Annotated in this window: 11 protein-coding genes and 1 pseudogene; 5 read left to right on the top strand and 7 right to left on the bottom strand. The window is 50.8% G+C overall.

Annotation, left to right across the window (positions count from 1 at the left end):
* Nucleotides 1-4 precede the first annotated feature (4 nt).
* The gene (locus tag LK536_RS30980) at nucleotides 5-4,285 is read left to right on the top strand and encodes a PAS domain-containing protein (RefSeq protein WP_227794905.1); all 4,281 of its coding nucleotides are present in this window, start codon (nucleotides 5-7) and stop codon (nucleotides 4,283-4,285) included.
* A 107-nt stretch (nucleotides 4,286-4,392) separates the two neighbouring features.
* Nucleotides 4,393-5,997, top strand: coding sequence for a phosphoenolpyruvate carboxykinase (ATP) (gene pckA, locus LK536_RS30975; protein WP_025482001.1), 1,605 nt, complete (start codon nucleotides 4,393-4,395; stop codon nucleotides 5,995-5,997).
* A 140-nt stretch (nucleotides 5,998-6,137) separates the two neighbouring features.
* On the opposite strand, the gene LK536_RS30970 is transcribed toward pckA, so the two are convergent.
* A complete protein-coding gene (locus LK536_RS30970; protein WP_150846393.1) occupies nucleotides 6,138-7,256 on the bottom strand; it encodes a cell wall hydrolase in 1,119 nt (372 codons plus the stop codon).
* 242 nt (nucleotides 7,257-7,498) lie between these two features.
* Here LK536_RS30970 and LK536_RS30965 point away from each other — a divergent pair, with 242 nt between their 5' ends.
* The 3 genes from LK536_RS30965 (at nucleotide 7,499) to LK536_RS30955 (ending at nucleotide 10,285) form a co-directional block, all read left to right on the top strand.
* A complete protein-coding gene (locus LK536_RS30965) occupies nucleotides 7,499-8,680 on the top strand; it encodes a winged helix DNA-binding domain-containing protein (protein ID WP_227794904.1) in 1,182 nt (393 codons plus the stop codon).
* 103 nt (nucleotides 8,681-8,783) lie between these two features.
* Nucleotides 8,784-9,437, top strand: a complete 654-nt coding sequence (locus tag LK536_RS30960; RefSeq protein WP_227794903.1) for a hypothetical protein — start codon at nucleotides 8,784-8,786, stop codon at nucleotides 9,435-9,437.
* A 599-nt stretch (nucleotides 9,438-10,036) separates the two neighbouring features.
* Nucleotides 10,037-10,285 carry a hypothetical protein gene (locus tag LK536_RS30955; RefSeq protein WP_025481997.1) on the top strand — a complete coding sequence of 83 codons (249 nt, stop codon included), beginning with the start codon at nucleotides 10,037-10,039 and terminating at the stop codon, nucleotides 10,283-10,285.
* An 11-nt stretch (nucleotides 10,286-10,296) separates the two neighbouring features.
* Here the strand turns inward: LK536_RS30955 and LK536_RS30950 are convergent.
* The 6 genes and pseudogenes from LK536_RS30950 to LK536_RS30925 all read right to left on the bottom strand — a co-directional run.
* Nucleotides 10,297-10,710 (bottom strand): annotated as a pseudogene (locus tag LK536_RS30950) (thioester domain-containing protein); the annotation flags it as partial.
* Nucleotides 10,711-10,872: 162 nt separating this feature from the next.
* The gene (locus LK536_RS30945; RefSeq protein ID WP_227794902.1) at nucleotides 10,873-12,636 is read right to left on the bottom strand and encodes a cache domain-containing sensor histidine kinase; all 1,764 of its coding nucleotides are present in this window, start codon (nucleotides 12,634-12,636) and stop codon (nucleotides 10,873-10,875) included.
* Complete coding sequence (locus tag LK536_RS30940) at nucleotides 12,620-13,399, bottom strand: response regulator transcription factor (protein WP_227794901.1); 780 nt, start codon at nucleotides 13,397-13,399, stop codon at nucleotides 12,620-12,622. Before LK536_RS30940 ends, LK536_RS30945 begins: the two co-directional genes overlap by 17 nt.
* A 126-nt stretch (nucleotides 13,400-13,525) precedes the next feature.
* Nucleotides 13,526-14,686 (bottom strand): peptide-methionine (S)-S-oxide reductase MsrA, encoded by a 1,161-nt coding sequence (msrA, locus tag LK536_RS30935; RefSeq protein WP_227794900.1) that lies wholly within the window; start codon nucleotides 14,684-14,686, stop codon nucleotides 13,526-13,528.
* Between the two features lie 24 nt (nucleotides 14,687-14,710).
* Nucleotides 14,711-15,310 (bottom strand): redoxin family protein, encoded by a 600-nt coding sequence (locus LK536_RS30930; RefSeq protein WP_227794899.1) that lies wholly within the window; start codon nucleotides 15,308-15,310, stop codon nucleotides 14,711-14,713.
* Between the two features lie 23 nt (nucleotides 15,311-15,333).
* On the bottom strand, nucleotides 15,334-16,032 hold the full coding sequence (locus LK536_RS30925) for a cytochrome c biogenesis CcdA family protein (RefSeq protein ID WP_227794898.1): 699 nt from the start codon (nucleotides 16,030-16,032) through the stop codon (nucleotides 15,334-15,336).
* Nucleotides 16,033-16,327: the final 295 nt, after the last annotated feature.

Genomic DNA, 16,327 nt, shown 5'->3' with positions numbered 1-16,327 from the left:
CATCATGACAGGCACTTCTTTTTATGAAGGACAGATGAGGATGGCTTTTGACAGCATTCCCTGCGGCCTTTGTATTTACCAGATTGAGGACGGGCAGATCCTGCCCAGGTTCTGCAACCCGGCTTTTCATGAAATCCTGGGCTGTTCCGATGCGCTCAGGTCTGATGCAGGCCAGGTCCTGGACCTGAAACGGGTCCATCCCGAGGATGCCGGGCCGCTGAAGGGAAAACTGTCCGCCCTGATTCAAGACAAAGGCAGGCTTTGTCATACCTTCCGTCTGTTTAATGACAAGGAGGATAAATACCGCTGGATCCGCCTGGAAGGATCCGTAAGGAAGCTGGAAGGCGGGGAAATGATGCTTTATGGCGTATTCAGTGACGTGAGCAGCCAGGTGCGGACGGAACAGGAACTGGCTGATGCCAATGCCAAGATGGAGGACATCATCAATGCCATTCCCGGCGGTGTGGCCATCTACAGGGTATCGGATATCTTTGAAACCGTTTATTTTTCAGACGGTGTTCCGGAACTGTCCGGCTATACGGTGGAGGAGTACAGGGAGCTGGTCAAAGGGGATGCGGCGGAGATGACCTACAAAGAGGATACTGCCATGGTGGTATCCAGGGCAATGGAGGTCATCCGTCTGAGGGGCGTGGATGGTTTTGAGTTCCGCAAGCAGCACCGGGACGGACATGTTGTATGGGTGCATGTGCAGATGAAATGGATTGGTGAGGACAGGGGCTGCCCCCTGCTGCACTGTGTGTTCCACAATATTTCCGACCTGAAAGAGACACAGCTGGAAATGAACCATCTGATTAACTCCATTCCCGGCGGGATTGCCATTTTCCAAAAAGAAGAAGGTGCCTATAAAGCCGAATTCCTTTCAGACGGTGTGATTGCCCTTGCCGGATATACGAGAAGTGGGTATGAAGCCCTGATTCAGAGGGATGTCCTTGATATTGTCCATGAGGCTGACCAGAAGCGGGTCCGCGGCGCTGTTGACAATGCAGTGAAGAGCGGCATGGTGCTGGATGTATTTTACCGGATCCGCCATAAGGACGGTCACCTGGTCTGGATACATATGAACGGAAGACGCATGGGACCCCTGACCGGACACGCAAGGCTTTATATTGTAGTTACAGGTATGTCGGCAGAGACACGCCTGTTCCAGACAATTGCCAATGAGATGTCAGATTCCATCTATGTGATTGACAAGGAGAATTATGACCTTCTCTATGTGAATGAGAATGAGGTCCTTTTTGCGGATTCAAAGAACTGTGTGGGCCAGAAATGCTATGCGGCCCTCCATGGACAGGACAGCCCCTGCAGGTTCTGCGCCTTAAAAACCCATGCGGCGGACGGACAGGAACATCAGATGCGGGTAGATGGCTCAGACCGTTTTTATGTGACCCGTTTCAAGGAGAGCGACTGGAATGGGATTCCGGCGTATATAAAGTATGTGCGGGATGTGACGGAGGAGGTAAGGACACGCAGGGAGAAGGAACGGCTGGAGGAGTATTTCCAGACCGTGATAAAAAACCTGCCGGGCGGTATTGCCGTGGTAAGGTTTGAGAAGGACGGCAGCATGGTGCCGGAATATATGTCGGACGGATTTGCGGCCCTGACAGCCATGCCCCTTAACCAGGCCTGGGAACTTTACAGCCAGGATGCCATGTCGGGTGTCCACCCCGATGATAAGGAGCGGGTGGCTGAAGAGATAACAGCGTTCATAAACCAGGGCGGAAGCAGCCTTGAAATGGTGTACCGCCTGGTGCGCGGTGACGGCAGTTATGTCTGGGTGAAGAATACCCTTTCCACACTTCTCAGTGAAGGCGGTGAGAGCCGGTTCTATGCGGTTTATCATGATGTGACAAAGGAGCGGGAGGAACAGGAGCAGCTGCGCCGGCAGTTTAAGGAACGGTTGATGCAGCATTATGGCACAACGGACCCCAATGTACTGATCATGGGGCATTGCAATATCACCCGGAACCAGATCATTGAAATCAGCGACCATACGGGTTCCCATTTGCTGGAGACCTTTGGATATGACAGGGAGGCGTTCTTTACAGGGATTGCAGGCCTGGTGGAAGATGGGGCGGAGCGCCGGACATTTTTGGATACCTATCTGAACGCGCCGTCCCTGAAAGCTTTCCGGGAGCAGGATACGGAGAAGATACTCCGGTGTTTTATTAAGCTGCCCAATGAGAAGAATGGCCGTTATGCACAGTTTAAGGTAAATCTGGTGGATGCGCCGGATACGGGTGATGTGACCGGGATCCTGACCGTGACGGATATCACGGAGCAGGTCATCAGCGACCGTATCATGCATCAGCTTTCCGTGACCAGCTATGATTTTGTCATAGACCTGAACCTGGAGCAGGACACCTACACGGTCCTGACCTGTAATGAGAATGCCAGCTGCCTTCCCAGCCGGTCAGGATGCCACTCAGAACATCTGGAACATATGCTTAAGACGATAATCGTGCCAAAAGACAGGGAACAGTTTGCAGGCTCCCTGGACCCGGCGGAAATCAGGCGGCGTCTGGAGAAGGAGGAGGCATATACATTTTCATTTTCCATCATGGATGAGAACCGGGATATCCGTACCAAGAACATGACGGTTTCGGCAATAGACCTTCGTCTGGGCCGGGTCTGTCTGGTGCGCACGGATATAACGGATTCCGTGCGGGAGCAGCAGGGATTCCTTAACATCATGGCATATACCTTTGACCTGGTAGGGATTATCAATATATACACCGGCCGCCTGACCATGCATACGCGCCAGACCGTGCTGGAGAACCTGCCGCCTTATATTGCGGACGATTATGAACAGGCGGCAGAGCGGTTTGTGGGCCATTATGCCCCAGGAGAGGAGGATGGGTCCGTCCGCCAGTTTTGCCTGGAACATATCCTCCGGACCCTGAAAGCAAAACCAGGGGGGTATGATTTTGTTTTCCCATACCATGGGGATGAAGGGATACGCTATAAGCAGATTAATGTGCTGTGGGGGGATGAGAACCACCGTACCGTGTGCCTTGTAAGGGCGGATGTGACGGATATGCTGGCAGAGGAGCGCAGGAGGAAGAAAGCCCTTGAGGAGGCGCTGGCTGTTGCCAGGGAGGCAAGCCAGGCAAAGAGTGACTTCCTTTCCACCATGAGCCACGATATCCGGACCCCTATGAACGCCATCATGGGAATGACAGTGCTGGCCAAGGCCCATCTGGATGAGCGGGAGAGGGTGGCGGACTGCCTGCAGAAGATTTCGGTTTCCTCCAGCCATCTGCTGAGCCTGATTAACGATATCCTTGACATGAACAAGATTGAGCAGTCCAAAATCAGCCTGAACCATATGAAGATATCCATGTCCGGCCTTCTGGAAAAACTGTCCGATATCATGGAGCCCCAGGCCAAGGCGTCGGGACTTAGGTTTACCATCCAAAGCAGGGGGATTGAGCATGGCTATTATTATGGCGACAGCCTGCGCATTAACCAGATACTCATAAACCTTCTGAGCAATGCGGTCAAGTTCACGCCGGAAGGCGGCAGCGTGGAGTTCCTGGCAGAGGAGATAACGCCAATCAGGCCCCAGGGCTATGCCCGCTACCGGTTTACGGTCAGGGATACGGGAATCGGTATGGGGGAGGAGTTCTTATCCCATATTTTTGAACCCTTTACCCGCAATACGGCGAGGGTGGAAGGAACCGGGCTGGGTCTCAGCATCACCAAAGGCCTGGTGGATCTCATGGGCGGATATATCGGCGTAGAAAGCAGGATCCATAAGGGTACCACATTCAGGGTGGAGCTGGAATGTGAGTACGCGGATTGCGGTGGAAGGGATACAGAGACCGCTGGCGCGGAGGATGCAGGGGGTACGGGGACCGGGCCGGACCAGGCGTTTGCAGGCCGCAGGTTCCTGATTGCGGAAGACAATGACATCAATGCGGAGATACTATGCGAACTGCTTAAGATGCGGGGGGCAGTGTCTGATGTGATGGAGAACGGCGCCCTGGCATTACAGGCCTACAGGGACGCTGCTCCCGGTACATATGACGCTGTGCTGATGGATATCCGCATGCCGGAGATGAACGGATATGAGGCGGCCAGGGCCATCCGCGGTTTGGAGCGCGGGGATGCGGGGCAGATACCGATCATCGCCATGACAGCCAATGCATTTTCCGAGGATGTACAGGAGGCACTGGATGCGGGGATGGATGCGCATATTGCCAAGCCCATTGATATGGAAGTATTAAAAACAGCCCTTATCCGGGTCCTGAAGGGGATTGTATAAATATCCGAACATTATATTAGATTTTGCCCTTTTAAATATTGACTTTTAATTAACAAAATGAGATAATAAGAAGGATTTCGATAAAATGAAAGAGAGGATAATGAAAGATGGCAAATGTTGATTTGAGTCAGTATGGTATTACCGGAACTACAGAAATTGTTTACAATCCTTCTTTTGAGATGCTGTTTGAAGAAGAGACAAAACCTGAACTGGAGGGCTATGAGAAGGGCCAGGTAAGCGAACTTGGCGCTGTTAATGTCATGACCGGTATTTACACTGGACGTTCACCTAAGGACAAATTCATTGTCATGGATGAGAACTCCAAGGACACTGTATGGTGGACATCTGATGAATATAAGAATGATAATCATCCGGCCAGCCAGGAAGCATGGGATACGGTAAAGAAGATTGCCCTGGAAGAGCTTTCCAACAAAAGGCTTTTCGTTGTAGACGCGTTCTGCGGAGCAAACAAGGACACACGTATGGCAATCCGTTTCATCGTTGAGGTTGCATGGCAGGCTCATTTCGTTAAGAATATGTTTATCCAGCCAACCGCTGAGGAACTGGAGGACTTTAAGCCAGATTTCGTTGTATATAATGCATCCAAGGCAAAGGTAGAGAACTACAAGGAGCTGGGCCTGAATTCAGAGACAGCTGCCATGTTCAATATCACCAGCCGTGAGCAGGTCATTGTCAATACATGGTACGGCGGCGAGATGAAGAAGGGCATGTTCTCCATGATGAACTACTTCCTGCCATTAAAGGGCATTGCTTCCATGCACTGTTCAGCCAATACCGACCTGAATGGCGAGAATACCGCTATTTTCTTCGGACTTTCCGGAACAGGTAAGACCACCCTTTCAACAGACCCGAAGCGTCTTCTTATCGGCGATGACGAGCATGGCTGGGATGACAACGGCGTATTCAACTTTGAAGGCGGATGCTATGCAAAGGTCATCAACCTGGACAAGGATTCCGAGCCTGACATCTACAATGCAATCAAGCGCAATGCACTTTTAGAGAACGTTACCCTGGATGCTGACGGCAAGATTGATTTTGACGATAAGAGCGTGACAGAGAATACACGTGTATCTTATCCGATTGACCATATTGAGAAGATTGTACGCCCGGTTTCCGCTGCTCCTGCTGCAAAGGATGTTATCTTCCTGTCAGCTGATGCGTTCGGCGTTCTTCCTCCAGTATCCGTCCTGACACCGGAGCAGACACAGTATTACTTCCTGTCCGGCTTTACAGCAAAGCTTGCTGGTACAGAGCGTGGAATCACAGAGCCTACACCAACATTCTCAGCTTGTTTCGGACAGGCATTCCTGGAACTGCATCCAACCAAGTATGCAGAGGAACTTGTTAAGAGAATGGAGAAGAGCGGTGCAAAGGCATATCTTGTCAACACTGGCTGGAACGGCACCGGCAAACGTATCTCCATCCGCGATACCCGCGGCATCATCGATGCAATCCTGGATGGTTCCATTGCCAATGCACCTACAAAGCAGCTTCCATACTTCAACTTTGAGATTCCGACCGAGCTGCCAGGCGTAGACCCTGCAATCCTTGATCCACGTGATACGTACAGCGATGTTTCACAGTGGGAGACAAAGGCTCAGGATCTGGCACAGCGCTTTATCAAGAACTTTGCAAAATATGAGGGCAATGCAGCAGGAAAAGCATTAGTTTCCGCAGGCCCACAGTTATAATTGTTACTGAATCAGGTCATTTGTGGACTGGATTCATCATATAAGGATTGATATCCCTGTATAGAAACAGGCAGCCTGTCTCCGGATTGATTGGAGACATGGCTGCCTGTCTTTTATACTATATACAGGGCAGATATATGCTATTTCTTATAGAAACAGTTGCCGTCCACAACGGTATAGGAGGCATAACTTTCATAATCCGCATTCTTGGTGGAATTAAAGAAGAGATAGTCGCCGATGTTATTGGTTCCGCTAAGGGCTGCTTTGGTGGCTTTCAGGGCGCTGGAGGAGGGACCCTTGGTCAGGTACTTGTCCAACAGGCCGGAGGTGGCTCCGGGAAACTGTCCCTGTGCATATATGACATCGGTTACGGAACTGCCCCAGCGGCCGGATTTGACGCGGTTCACAATGGTGCTGGCCACTGCCAGCTGGCCGTCATAGGAATAGCCCCCGGCTTCCATCATGACACAGGAGGCCAGCAGGTAAATCTCATCAGAGGAAACATTGATGACATATTTGGGCGCTTCTTCTGCTTTTTTCTTGGTCTGCTGTTTTTCTGTTTCTTTCAGGGCGGCCAGTTCCGCTTCAATGCTGATTGCCTTGCCAGGTGACACGCTGATTTTAGTGTAGTCAGTGGATACATAGCCGCTGGTATCTGAGGCCAGCTGGATTTTGGCCCAGCCATCCTTTTCTTCCAGCACAGGATAGTAGTCGTCCCCGGCAGCCAGGCCGATTATGGCGGATTCGGTGGTTGGCTCCTCACGCACATTCAGTGTCTGTGTGGTTACCCTGGCTGTAAACAGTCCCAGCTCTTTGGCAAGCGGTCTGATGTCCTGTCCAAATACAAGGTAGTCATTGTTCAGCCAGCCCTCCAGTTTGCCGGAGCGGATTTTGGTCCAGCCGTCTTTTTTCTCAAGGATGGTGCCTCCAGCCCCTCTGTAGCACTTGCCGATGATCTTGCCTTCTAAGGATGGCTCCGCCCGCAGGTTCAGGACATCGGTAACATTGGCCACCACCTTGTTGTCATATTCGGATGCAGCAGGAGCATGGGTGACAGGCACCTGATTGGGGCTGATGGAGGCTTTGGGCGCCGCCGTGTCAGCCGGTATTGGGGAAATGGAAACTTCCTGCGAAGCCTCTGCCGTCAGTGCCTCAGGAATACCTGCCGGATTAAGCGGTCCGGCCGGGTATATTCCCAGTGCGGTTATAACGGCTGCCAGGGCAAGGGATGTCCATTTCCAGTCAGTGTGTTTATGCATCTGTTTCTTAAAACCCCCTGTATCCATAGAGTTATTTTTGTTCCTGGTGTAAATGTTACAGAAATATTACAAAGATACTATAGCAAGGTTTTGCGGTGTTGTCAAGTTTTCACACGCTTGCGTTTCCATGGTGCATCCGATATAATAGACATATTATTTCGTGCCGCAGGCAGCCATCCGATGTGGAACCAACGGCAACAGCAAGGAAATACAAGGAGAAAAGTCCCGGAAGGAGTATCCATATGGCAGAGCTTTGTGTTGATCAGATAAGGAGTTTCAGACTGCGTAACCATCATCTGGATGCAGTATACAAAAGCACGGACATGGAAATGCTTGCCGGTGCATGTGGGATGCTTAACACCCCGCCAGGCGCATGGGAAACAGCTATGTATAACCGTGCGCCGGAGTGCGGGCTGGCGGACATGGAGCAGCATCTATATGGGGATAAGACATTGCTGCAGGCGTGGAGCCTTCGGGGGGTACCGGCCCTGTTCCCGGTCCCGCTAAGCCCGGTATTCCTGTCTGCCCTGGTGCCAGTCGGGGATGAACCATGGATTTATACCCATGGGATGGCCGGAGCCATGGACTTCCTAAAGATGGATTCCAATACATTGCTGGAGACGCTGAAACAGGTCATGACACGACTGGATGACACAACTATCGTGAGCAAGGTTACGCTGGATAAGACACTGGCTGAGTGGATGCTGCCCCTGCTGCCTGCGGACAAAAGGGATTTGTGGAACCAGCCCTCCATGTATGGCAGCCCTGACAAACAGACCGTGGGCGGGGCAGTTGTCTCCTTCCTGTTAAGGCCGTGCGCCTTCAGCGGCCTGGTGGTATTCGGGAAGCGCAGTGGAATCAGCCCCACATTTACCTCCTATAAAAACTGGACAGGGCAGATGTTAAAAGCAGATGAAAACGCATCCAAACAGCTGGTCCGCAGTTACCTACACTGTTATGGCCCGTCCAATGTGGATGGATTTGTGAACTGGCTGGGATGTTCCGGCAAACAGGGAAGACGTTTATGGAACATGGTTTCAGAGGAAATGGAGCCGGTCACGTTGGCTGGGAAAAAGTCCTTTATCCTGTCTGATGACAGGGAGATGCTTTTTTCGCCGTCATCCTTTGACAGGGAAATAATCCTTTTGGGTGGCCATGATCCATACCTGGACCAGCGGGACCGGGCAGTCCTGCAGCCGGACCCGACCCTGCAGAAACAGATATGGAGGCTGGTGGCCAACCCGGGCGCAGTGGTGTACCGGGGTGAGGTGGCTGGCATCTGGACAAGTAAGAAAAAGGGAAAGGGAATGGAAATCCAGATGAAGCTGTGGAAGGAAATCCACCGCAGGCAGGGACTCCTGGAGCTTGCGGAGGAATACGCCGGGTTCAGACAGCAGAAGCTGGTGGGCATTGACCTCCAATGAAACCGTTTCTTTATTTAAGTCAATGCCAGGGTTAAAATAACCGAAGGACATAATTTGCTAATTGTGTTGGCAGCACGGATCCGCCCCATCATTTATTCGGTATATGATGAGGCGGATTTTCATATGGGCTTCTGGGGGCTATCGGTCTCGCCGGTCTGTCAGGCATCCCGATGCCGGCAGCAGCCGCACTTACAAGGCAGACAACAGGCTGGCTTTTGACAACAGCAAGGTGTCTTTTGACAGCAGCAAGGTGTCTTTTGGCAACAGCAAGGTGCCTTTTGACAGCAGGGCGGTTTCGGAGTGCAGGGCGGTTTCGGAGGGCAAGGCGGTTCTGGCGGACAGGACGGCTCTGGCGGGCAAGGCGGTTTCGGGGGGCAGGGAGGCCCTGGCGGACAGGGCGGTTCTGGCGGACAGGGTGGCTCTGGCGGACAAGGCGGTTTCGGAGGGTATGGCGGCTTTGGAGGGCAGGGTGGCTCTGGCGGACAGGGCGGTTTCGGAGGGCAGGGCGGCTCTGGAGGGTATGGTGGTGTTGGTGGATACGGAGGGTACGGCGGATACGGTGGTTTTGGTGGATACGGAGGGTATGGCGGATACGGTGGTTTTGGCGGATACGGAGGGTATGGCGGTGTTGGTGGATACGGAGGGTACGGCGGTGTTGGCGGATACGGAGGGTATGGCGGTGTTGGCGGATACGGAGGGTATGGTGGTGTTGGCGGATACGGCGGGTACGGTGGCTGCGGCGGGTAGGGCGGTATAGGCGGATACGGCGATTGTGGAGGGTATGGCCAGCAAACCGGCATACATGGCACTGGAAAGCCGCAGGAAGGGCCTGCATTGCTGCTGTTATTGCTGTTATTATTATTGTTATTGTTGTTATTATTATTGACATTAACTCCGAACTGGCCGGATTTAGACGAGGTACCGTTCTTTTTGCCATGTTTCTTAGAGTTAACACAGAGACAGAGTTCTGCCGTGAGCGTCACCGGTTCATCATCGAATGAGGTTCCGATGGGCTGGTAATTCAGCGCAGTACTCTGAGCCTCCATCGAAATCACCCGTGTGATTGTTCCGGTATAGGATGCTGTGACGGTAAGGCATATCTGTTTTTGGCAGGCGCGCACTGCGATATAGAATTCCTGTCCAATCGCTGGATCCGCAATGGGATTGCCGCAGAAATCCATGAATGTGACGGAGTAGTCATCGCCACAGCTGCAGAACGGGGTGACGGTAATCTGGGGTTGTCCGGTAAAGTTTGACAGTATTTTAAAAGGTCCGATGAGCATCCGTCCGCAGACGGTCCGTACTTCATCCGGGCATCCCTGGAATATGAAGTAAGGAGCGCCGGGATCCGGGGGCATGGTGCTCTTATTACAGCAGTTAATCCCGGCATTGGCGCATCTGCCTGTGCCTGAGGATGGTGACGGGCGGGAGGTATCCGTGGCACCGTCAGCGTATTCCCCGGCGAGCCGGAGCAGGTTCAGCACAGCTGTCCTCAGGCGGTCTGATTTGGGATGCGGTTCTCCGGTGCCGCAGTCCAGGAAGTACACTTCATCCAGTGAAATCTGCCCCAGAAGTACCCACAGGGCCACCTGGACGGCGGCGTAGGCGTCATTGTCATCCAGGGCAGGATCCGCGGCAGAATCTACACCGGCCAGGGCAAATGTGGCATCGGCGCTGACCGCCGGATAGGTATTGGCCATAATCCATCCGAACATGTTCTTTTGGCGATTCGTGGTCGCAGGGAAGATTGTCTCAAAGGGCCTGCTCTCATAGGGGACATCGTTGTATGGACCGTCGGCAAATTTATCTAAACAGTATACCGGTTTGTTGGTGGCAGTTAAAATATTCCCAAAAAATTGGAAAATATTATTATGGTCATCCCGATTGAGATGGTAACGGGATCCGGAGGTGGTATCTAAATCACAGTAATTTTCCCTGTTGGGATTGCCGCCAGCGGTTCCGCTGATATCTGAATCAGGGTAGATTATAAATGGTCTGGATTGCAGTCTTGCATTATTAGTTTTAATCACAGCAGATCCTCCTCTAATTCTTCATTTAAAAGTTCCTTACAATATTAAGATATGCACAAGCCCAGGATATGTCCACAAAGGTACGCCGGGGGAGAGGGGAGGCATGAATCCCATGATAAAAGGCCTTCTATGTGCGATAGAAGACCTTATAAAACCTTTCAATTATTTGTTTTTTCGGACTGCCTGTTCGGAATGGATGGGGCTGTCCGGCAGATGTTTCCCAACCATAAGCCTTACACGGCATCCGGCACCGGGGGCAGAGCGTATGGTCACCCCATATTCCGGCCCATAGTAAAGTTTGAGGCGTTCATCCACATTCTTAAGTCCCACGCTGCCTAAACGCGGGGAGCCATCAGCCGTTACTGCGGCCGGATCATAGCCCACGCCATTATCCGTAACCGTGAAAATCAGGCGTTCCCCTTCTTCCTGTACGGTTATCGTAACCTGGCCTGGCCCGTTAAGGGGTTTGATTCCATGGTAGATACTGTTTTCCACAATGGGTTGGAGGATGATTTTGGGTACCGTGTAATCCAATAAGTTCCCGGGGGCATCGATGACATAATTCAGTTTTTCCTCATACCGTTCCTTCTGTATATAAAGATACTGCCGCACATGTTCCAGTTCATCTTCCACGGTAATCAGTTTCCTGCCGCCGCTGAGTGACAGACGGAAAAATGCTGCCAGGGACTTGGTGAGGGCAATGACACGGCTGCTGTCGTTGAATTCAGCCATCCAGACAATGGTATCCAGGGTATTATAGAGAAAATGTGGGTTAATCTGGCTGACCAGGGCATTAAGCTCGGCATGGCGCAGCGTTTTTTCCTTTTCGGATATCTCATCCATCAGGCCGCGGATCCGGTGGATCATCCGGTTATAATTGCCGGCCAGCAGTTCCACTTCATAGAAACTGTTTTTGCGTACATGGACTTCAGCCAGCTTCTCAATCTCGCTCATGCCATGTTCCAAGTCCGCAATTGGGTTAGACAGACGGCGGGCAAATAGGGTACCGAACAGCAGGACCATGAAAAATAGCAGTCCGCCCGTCAGAAGCACTGCCTCAAACAGCTGCTGTTCCAGCATCCTTAAGGTGTCTAATGATACCACGCCAATCATGGTCCATCCGGCATTCCCTATCCGGGTCTGGTATGTGAGCCGGTTGCCAGCCTTATCGTAGCCATCCCCGGATGACTGGATTTCCAACAGCTGCCTCTTTTTGTCAGGATTGGAGAAATAACTGGTGTCCTTATGATAGACTGGCTCGCCTTTGTCGTTTAAGAGGAAGACATAGCCCTCCCTGCCCAGATCCAGGCTGCGCAGGTGATCCTCGATGACGCTATATTCCATATCCATTAAAAGGACGCCTAAGTTGTCGCCGGAATCCCCTGTGATTTCAGTGCTTACGGAGATTACCCAGTTGTCTTTGTCGGAAGAAAAACTCTGCATCCTGGCTCCGGTGAGGACCGGCATCGTATTGTGGATGGACTCGATATACCAGTCTTCCTTCATCATATCACTGGATACCGACATATCTAAATTTTCCTCATTGGAGAGGATCCGTCCGTCCTTGGACACTATGACAATGGATTTGATATAGGAATCATTTTCCAGCAGCGTATGGATCTGGGACATCAGCCCGGCGCGCAGGCTTTCATCGTCTTTGGACAGATATTGACGGAGCATGGGATTAGCTGCAAAGACATTGGATTCCCCTTTTACACGGGCAATGTATGTACCGATGTTGGCGCCGCTCATCTCCAGTAAATCATGGGTTTTGGAGACTGTCTCGTTCATCAGCAGATTGGACGCAAAAAAGTAAACAGCCCCGCTGAGAAGCAGGATGACAGCCAGGCCAGCGCCGAGGAAAAAGAGGGAGAGCTGAATACCGAAACGCCGGATCCATTCCCGGAGCTTAAATCTCTTTTCCATGTCCTGCCTCCGTCCTGAATTCCTTTGGCGTTTTTTTGTATTTGCGCCGGAAACATACGCTGAAGTAATTGGGGTCATCAATACCGACCGCAGCAGCAATCTCATAGTTTTTCATCTGTGTGGACAGCAGAAGGATTTTTGCGTGTTCTAAACGGAGATTGAACAGATAATCCCTGAAATTCTCTCCGAAGCACCGTTTGAAAAGCGTACTTAAATAACTGATGTTATATCCCAGTTCTGCCGCCATAACGCTGAGTGAAAAACCGGAATCAGACAGATGCTCCTCCAATATGCCGGCCATCTGGGCGCGGACATCGAAATCCTCCTCCACGCCTGTATTCCCAGCTAATCTGTCCACGGCCTGCCGGACCGCCGCCAGATCATCCGCCTCCTTTTTCTTTTCAACGAGATGGAAGAGCAGCTTCTGGATGTCATCCCGGGACAGGGGCTTTAAGGCATAGTCATCCACCCCGATTTTAATTGCGCGTATGGCGTAGTCCAGGTAATCGTAACCAGTGAGTATGGCTATCTTGATGGACGGATCCCATTCCTTTGCAAGCAGACAGAAATCAAGGCCGTTCATCTTCGGCATATTGATGTCTGCCAGGATTAGGTCAATATGATGTCTGCGGATGGTATCCAGGGCTTCCTCACCGTTTTCCGCCTCAAAGAATCCGCCAATCCCAAGGCCGTCAAAATCAATGAAGGCACGGATGCCGCGGCGGATAAGGCTTTCATCCTCAACTATTAGCAGATTATACATAGCGTGTCCTCCTCCCTCATCATTCCTGTGCTTTTTAATAAGTATATAGCGCCGGAGCATGGAAGGCAAGTCTTCTGGCTCCGGCGCTATGTTTATATTTTTGCAGCTGATATCCTGTATCACTAATTACATATCAAACATGGGCTTGAGGAAGCCGTAACCTTCAGTATCCAGATCTTCATAGGCAATGAAGCGGATGGAAGCGCTGTTGATGCAGTATCGGAGTCCTCCCAGTTCTTTGGGACCATCGTCAAAGACGTGTCCTAAATGGGTGTTCCCTGCCCGGCTGCGTACCTCGGTGCGCACCATGTTAAAGCTGGTATCGGAATCTTCTGTTACCACTTCCGGGATGATTGGTTTGGAAAAGCTGGGCCAGCCGCAGCCGGATTCAAATTTGTCTTCCGAACTGAACAATGGTTCTCCAGTGACCACGTCCACGTAGATTCCTTTCTCAAATGTGCTGGCATACTCGTTGGTATAGGGGCGTTCGGTATCATTTTTCTGGGTTACCTGATATTGTATGTCGGTAAGCTTTTCCCTAAGGACTTCATCGCTTGGGACGGGATAGTCCTCGGGCCTGATTAAACTGGAGAGATTGGACATACCCAGTCCTTCCTCCTCTATGAATGCATCTGCATCGTTTAAGTCAATATGGCAGTATCCGCCTGGATTCTTATCCAGATAATCCTGATGATAGTCTTCAGCCAGATAGAAGTTATCAAGGGGCAGGATTTCTGTGACAATAGGGGAAGTATATTTTTCCTGCTGTCTGTCTGCCACGGCCTTTGCTATGGCCTTGTCAGCCTCATCCGTATAGTAAATGCCGGAACGGTACTGGCTTCCCCGGTCATTTCCCTGCCGGTTGGTGCTGGTTGGGTCCACAACCTTGAAGAAACCATCCAACAGCTGTTCCGTGGAAATGCTCATGGGGTCATAGACGACCCTGACCGTTTCTGCATGTCCGGTATTGTTGTAGCATACCTGTTCGTAGGTTGGGTTTTCAGTGTTTCCATTGGCATATCCTACGTCAGTATCATAAATGCCTGGCAGTTTTTTTATGTAGGCCTCAATTCCCCAGAAGCAGCCTCCTGCCAGATAAATTGTGTGCAGATTATTGTTATCCATCTTATCTTCCTCCTGTTCCATAGACATAGTATCGGCGGTTTTTACTGTTTTACCCGCAATCATGGCTTCTGTATCCTGTTGGGCCGCAAAACAGCCGGTTAACAGGAACATGGCGGCAGTCACGATGCTTATACCCATTGATAGTGTCCGATGATTTTTCATAATCCATTCTCCTTTCCATGACGGTTATTTTATGGATTCAAAGGTGGCCCTGATGGTATCATTATCTGCATGGCCCGGAACCAACTGAACCATTACACCGTCGGAACCAATGTATTCCGAAGTGGGATAGCCGCGCACACCGGTCTGTGTCCCATAGGTTCCGTCCGTATCAAACAGTACTGTGATGTCGGCGGTATTCTCAACACCGGAAAACCATGTCTTAAAATCCGCGGTGTTCTTTTCACCTTTCTGTCCGGGAGCAACAATGGTTAAGACCTTAAAGCCGTTATCTTCAGCGGAGAGGGTATTGATATCCTCCAGACCGCCTAAACAGATGGGACACCAGGAAGCCCAATATTTTAAATAAACTCTTTCTCCTTTGAAATCAGAAAGTTTAACCGTATTGCCATCTAAATCCATCATCTCGAAGTCCGGGGCCGGTTTTCCCGGATTCATTTTTTCATTTCCGCTCATCGTATCAGGACCCTCCATCATCCCGGTTTCCTGTGTTTCCATGGTTTGACTGGCGGCAGCCTTGACGTCTGCGGTATTTCCGGCGCCGCAGGCAGTTAAGGAGATTAGTAAAAATATAGAAGCTGCACCTGCTATTAAATTCTTCCTCATAGTATTCCTTCCTTTCTCAAGTGTTAACCAAAGATAGCCAGTATACTGCCCAGACGATCCGTCATCAGTAAAATTCCCATCAGGATTATGATGATGCCTCCGGCAATCTTAATTTTCCCAAGATACTGATTGAGCTTTTTTACCTTTGTCAGCAGTGTATCGGAGAAGAGGGACAGCGCCAGAAACGGAATCAGGAATCCTAATGAGTAAACAGCCATCAGGAAAGCGCCGTACAGCGGCTGGCTGCTGGTGGCGGACAACCCCAGGATTGCTCCCAGGACCGGACCGATACAGGGGGTCCAGCCAAAGCTGAATGTAAGCCCCAATAAAAATGCCCCGATGTAGTCACCCCTGCGGGTGCGTTCCCAATCCACTTTTTTCTCATGGTACAGCCACTTGATATGGATCAGTCCTGTCTGGTGAAGCCCAAGGATAATTACAATAAGGCCCATCACAGTCAGGAAAGATTTACTGCTGATCACTGATCCCAATGCCCCTGCGCCGAACCCCAGAAGGATGAAGCATACGGATATGCCTGCAACGAAAAGGACGCTTTTAAGGAATACCCGGAATTTCCTCCTGGAGGTACCGTCATCCCCGGCGGTTTTGCCGGAAGAAAACAGGGATATGTATACGGGCAGGAGAGGTATGATGCAAGGGGAGAAGAAGGAAAAAAGTCCTGCGGCAAGCACTGTACCTAAGTAAAGTATGTGGGGATTCATGTTGTCACCTCTTTCTTAATTTGATGACTTTATTTTACTTTTTTTAAACTGTGATTGGAATGGAATGGCTTTGGCTTTTTCTTTGATTTCTTTGGGTTTACAGATGGAGATAATGGAATGCGGCACGGCCTGCCTGACCATGGTGCTTGCCTGTGTTGGGAAATGAAATTATGATGTGGGAATTAATTAGGAATTCTGTTATAATGGATAAATATCATGTTTTAAATTTAGCATAGGTAAAGTAACATTGGTCCGAGGCAACCTGAAAGGAGTATGCGATGAGCATTTTTTAGCA

This window comes from Clostridium pacaense, from assembly GCF_020709765.2.
GTDB classification, from domain to species: Bacteria; Bacillota; Clostridia; order Lachnospirales; family Lachnospiraceae; genus Enterocloster; species Enterocloster hominis.
This window is presented reverse-complemented; position numbering and strand designations above follow the sequence as displayed.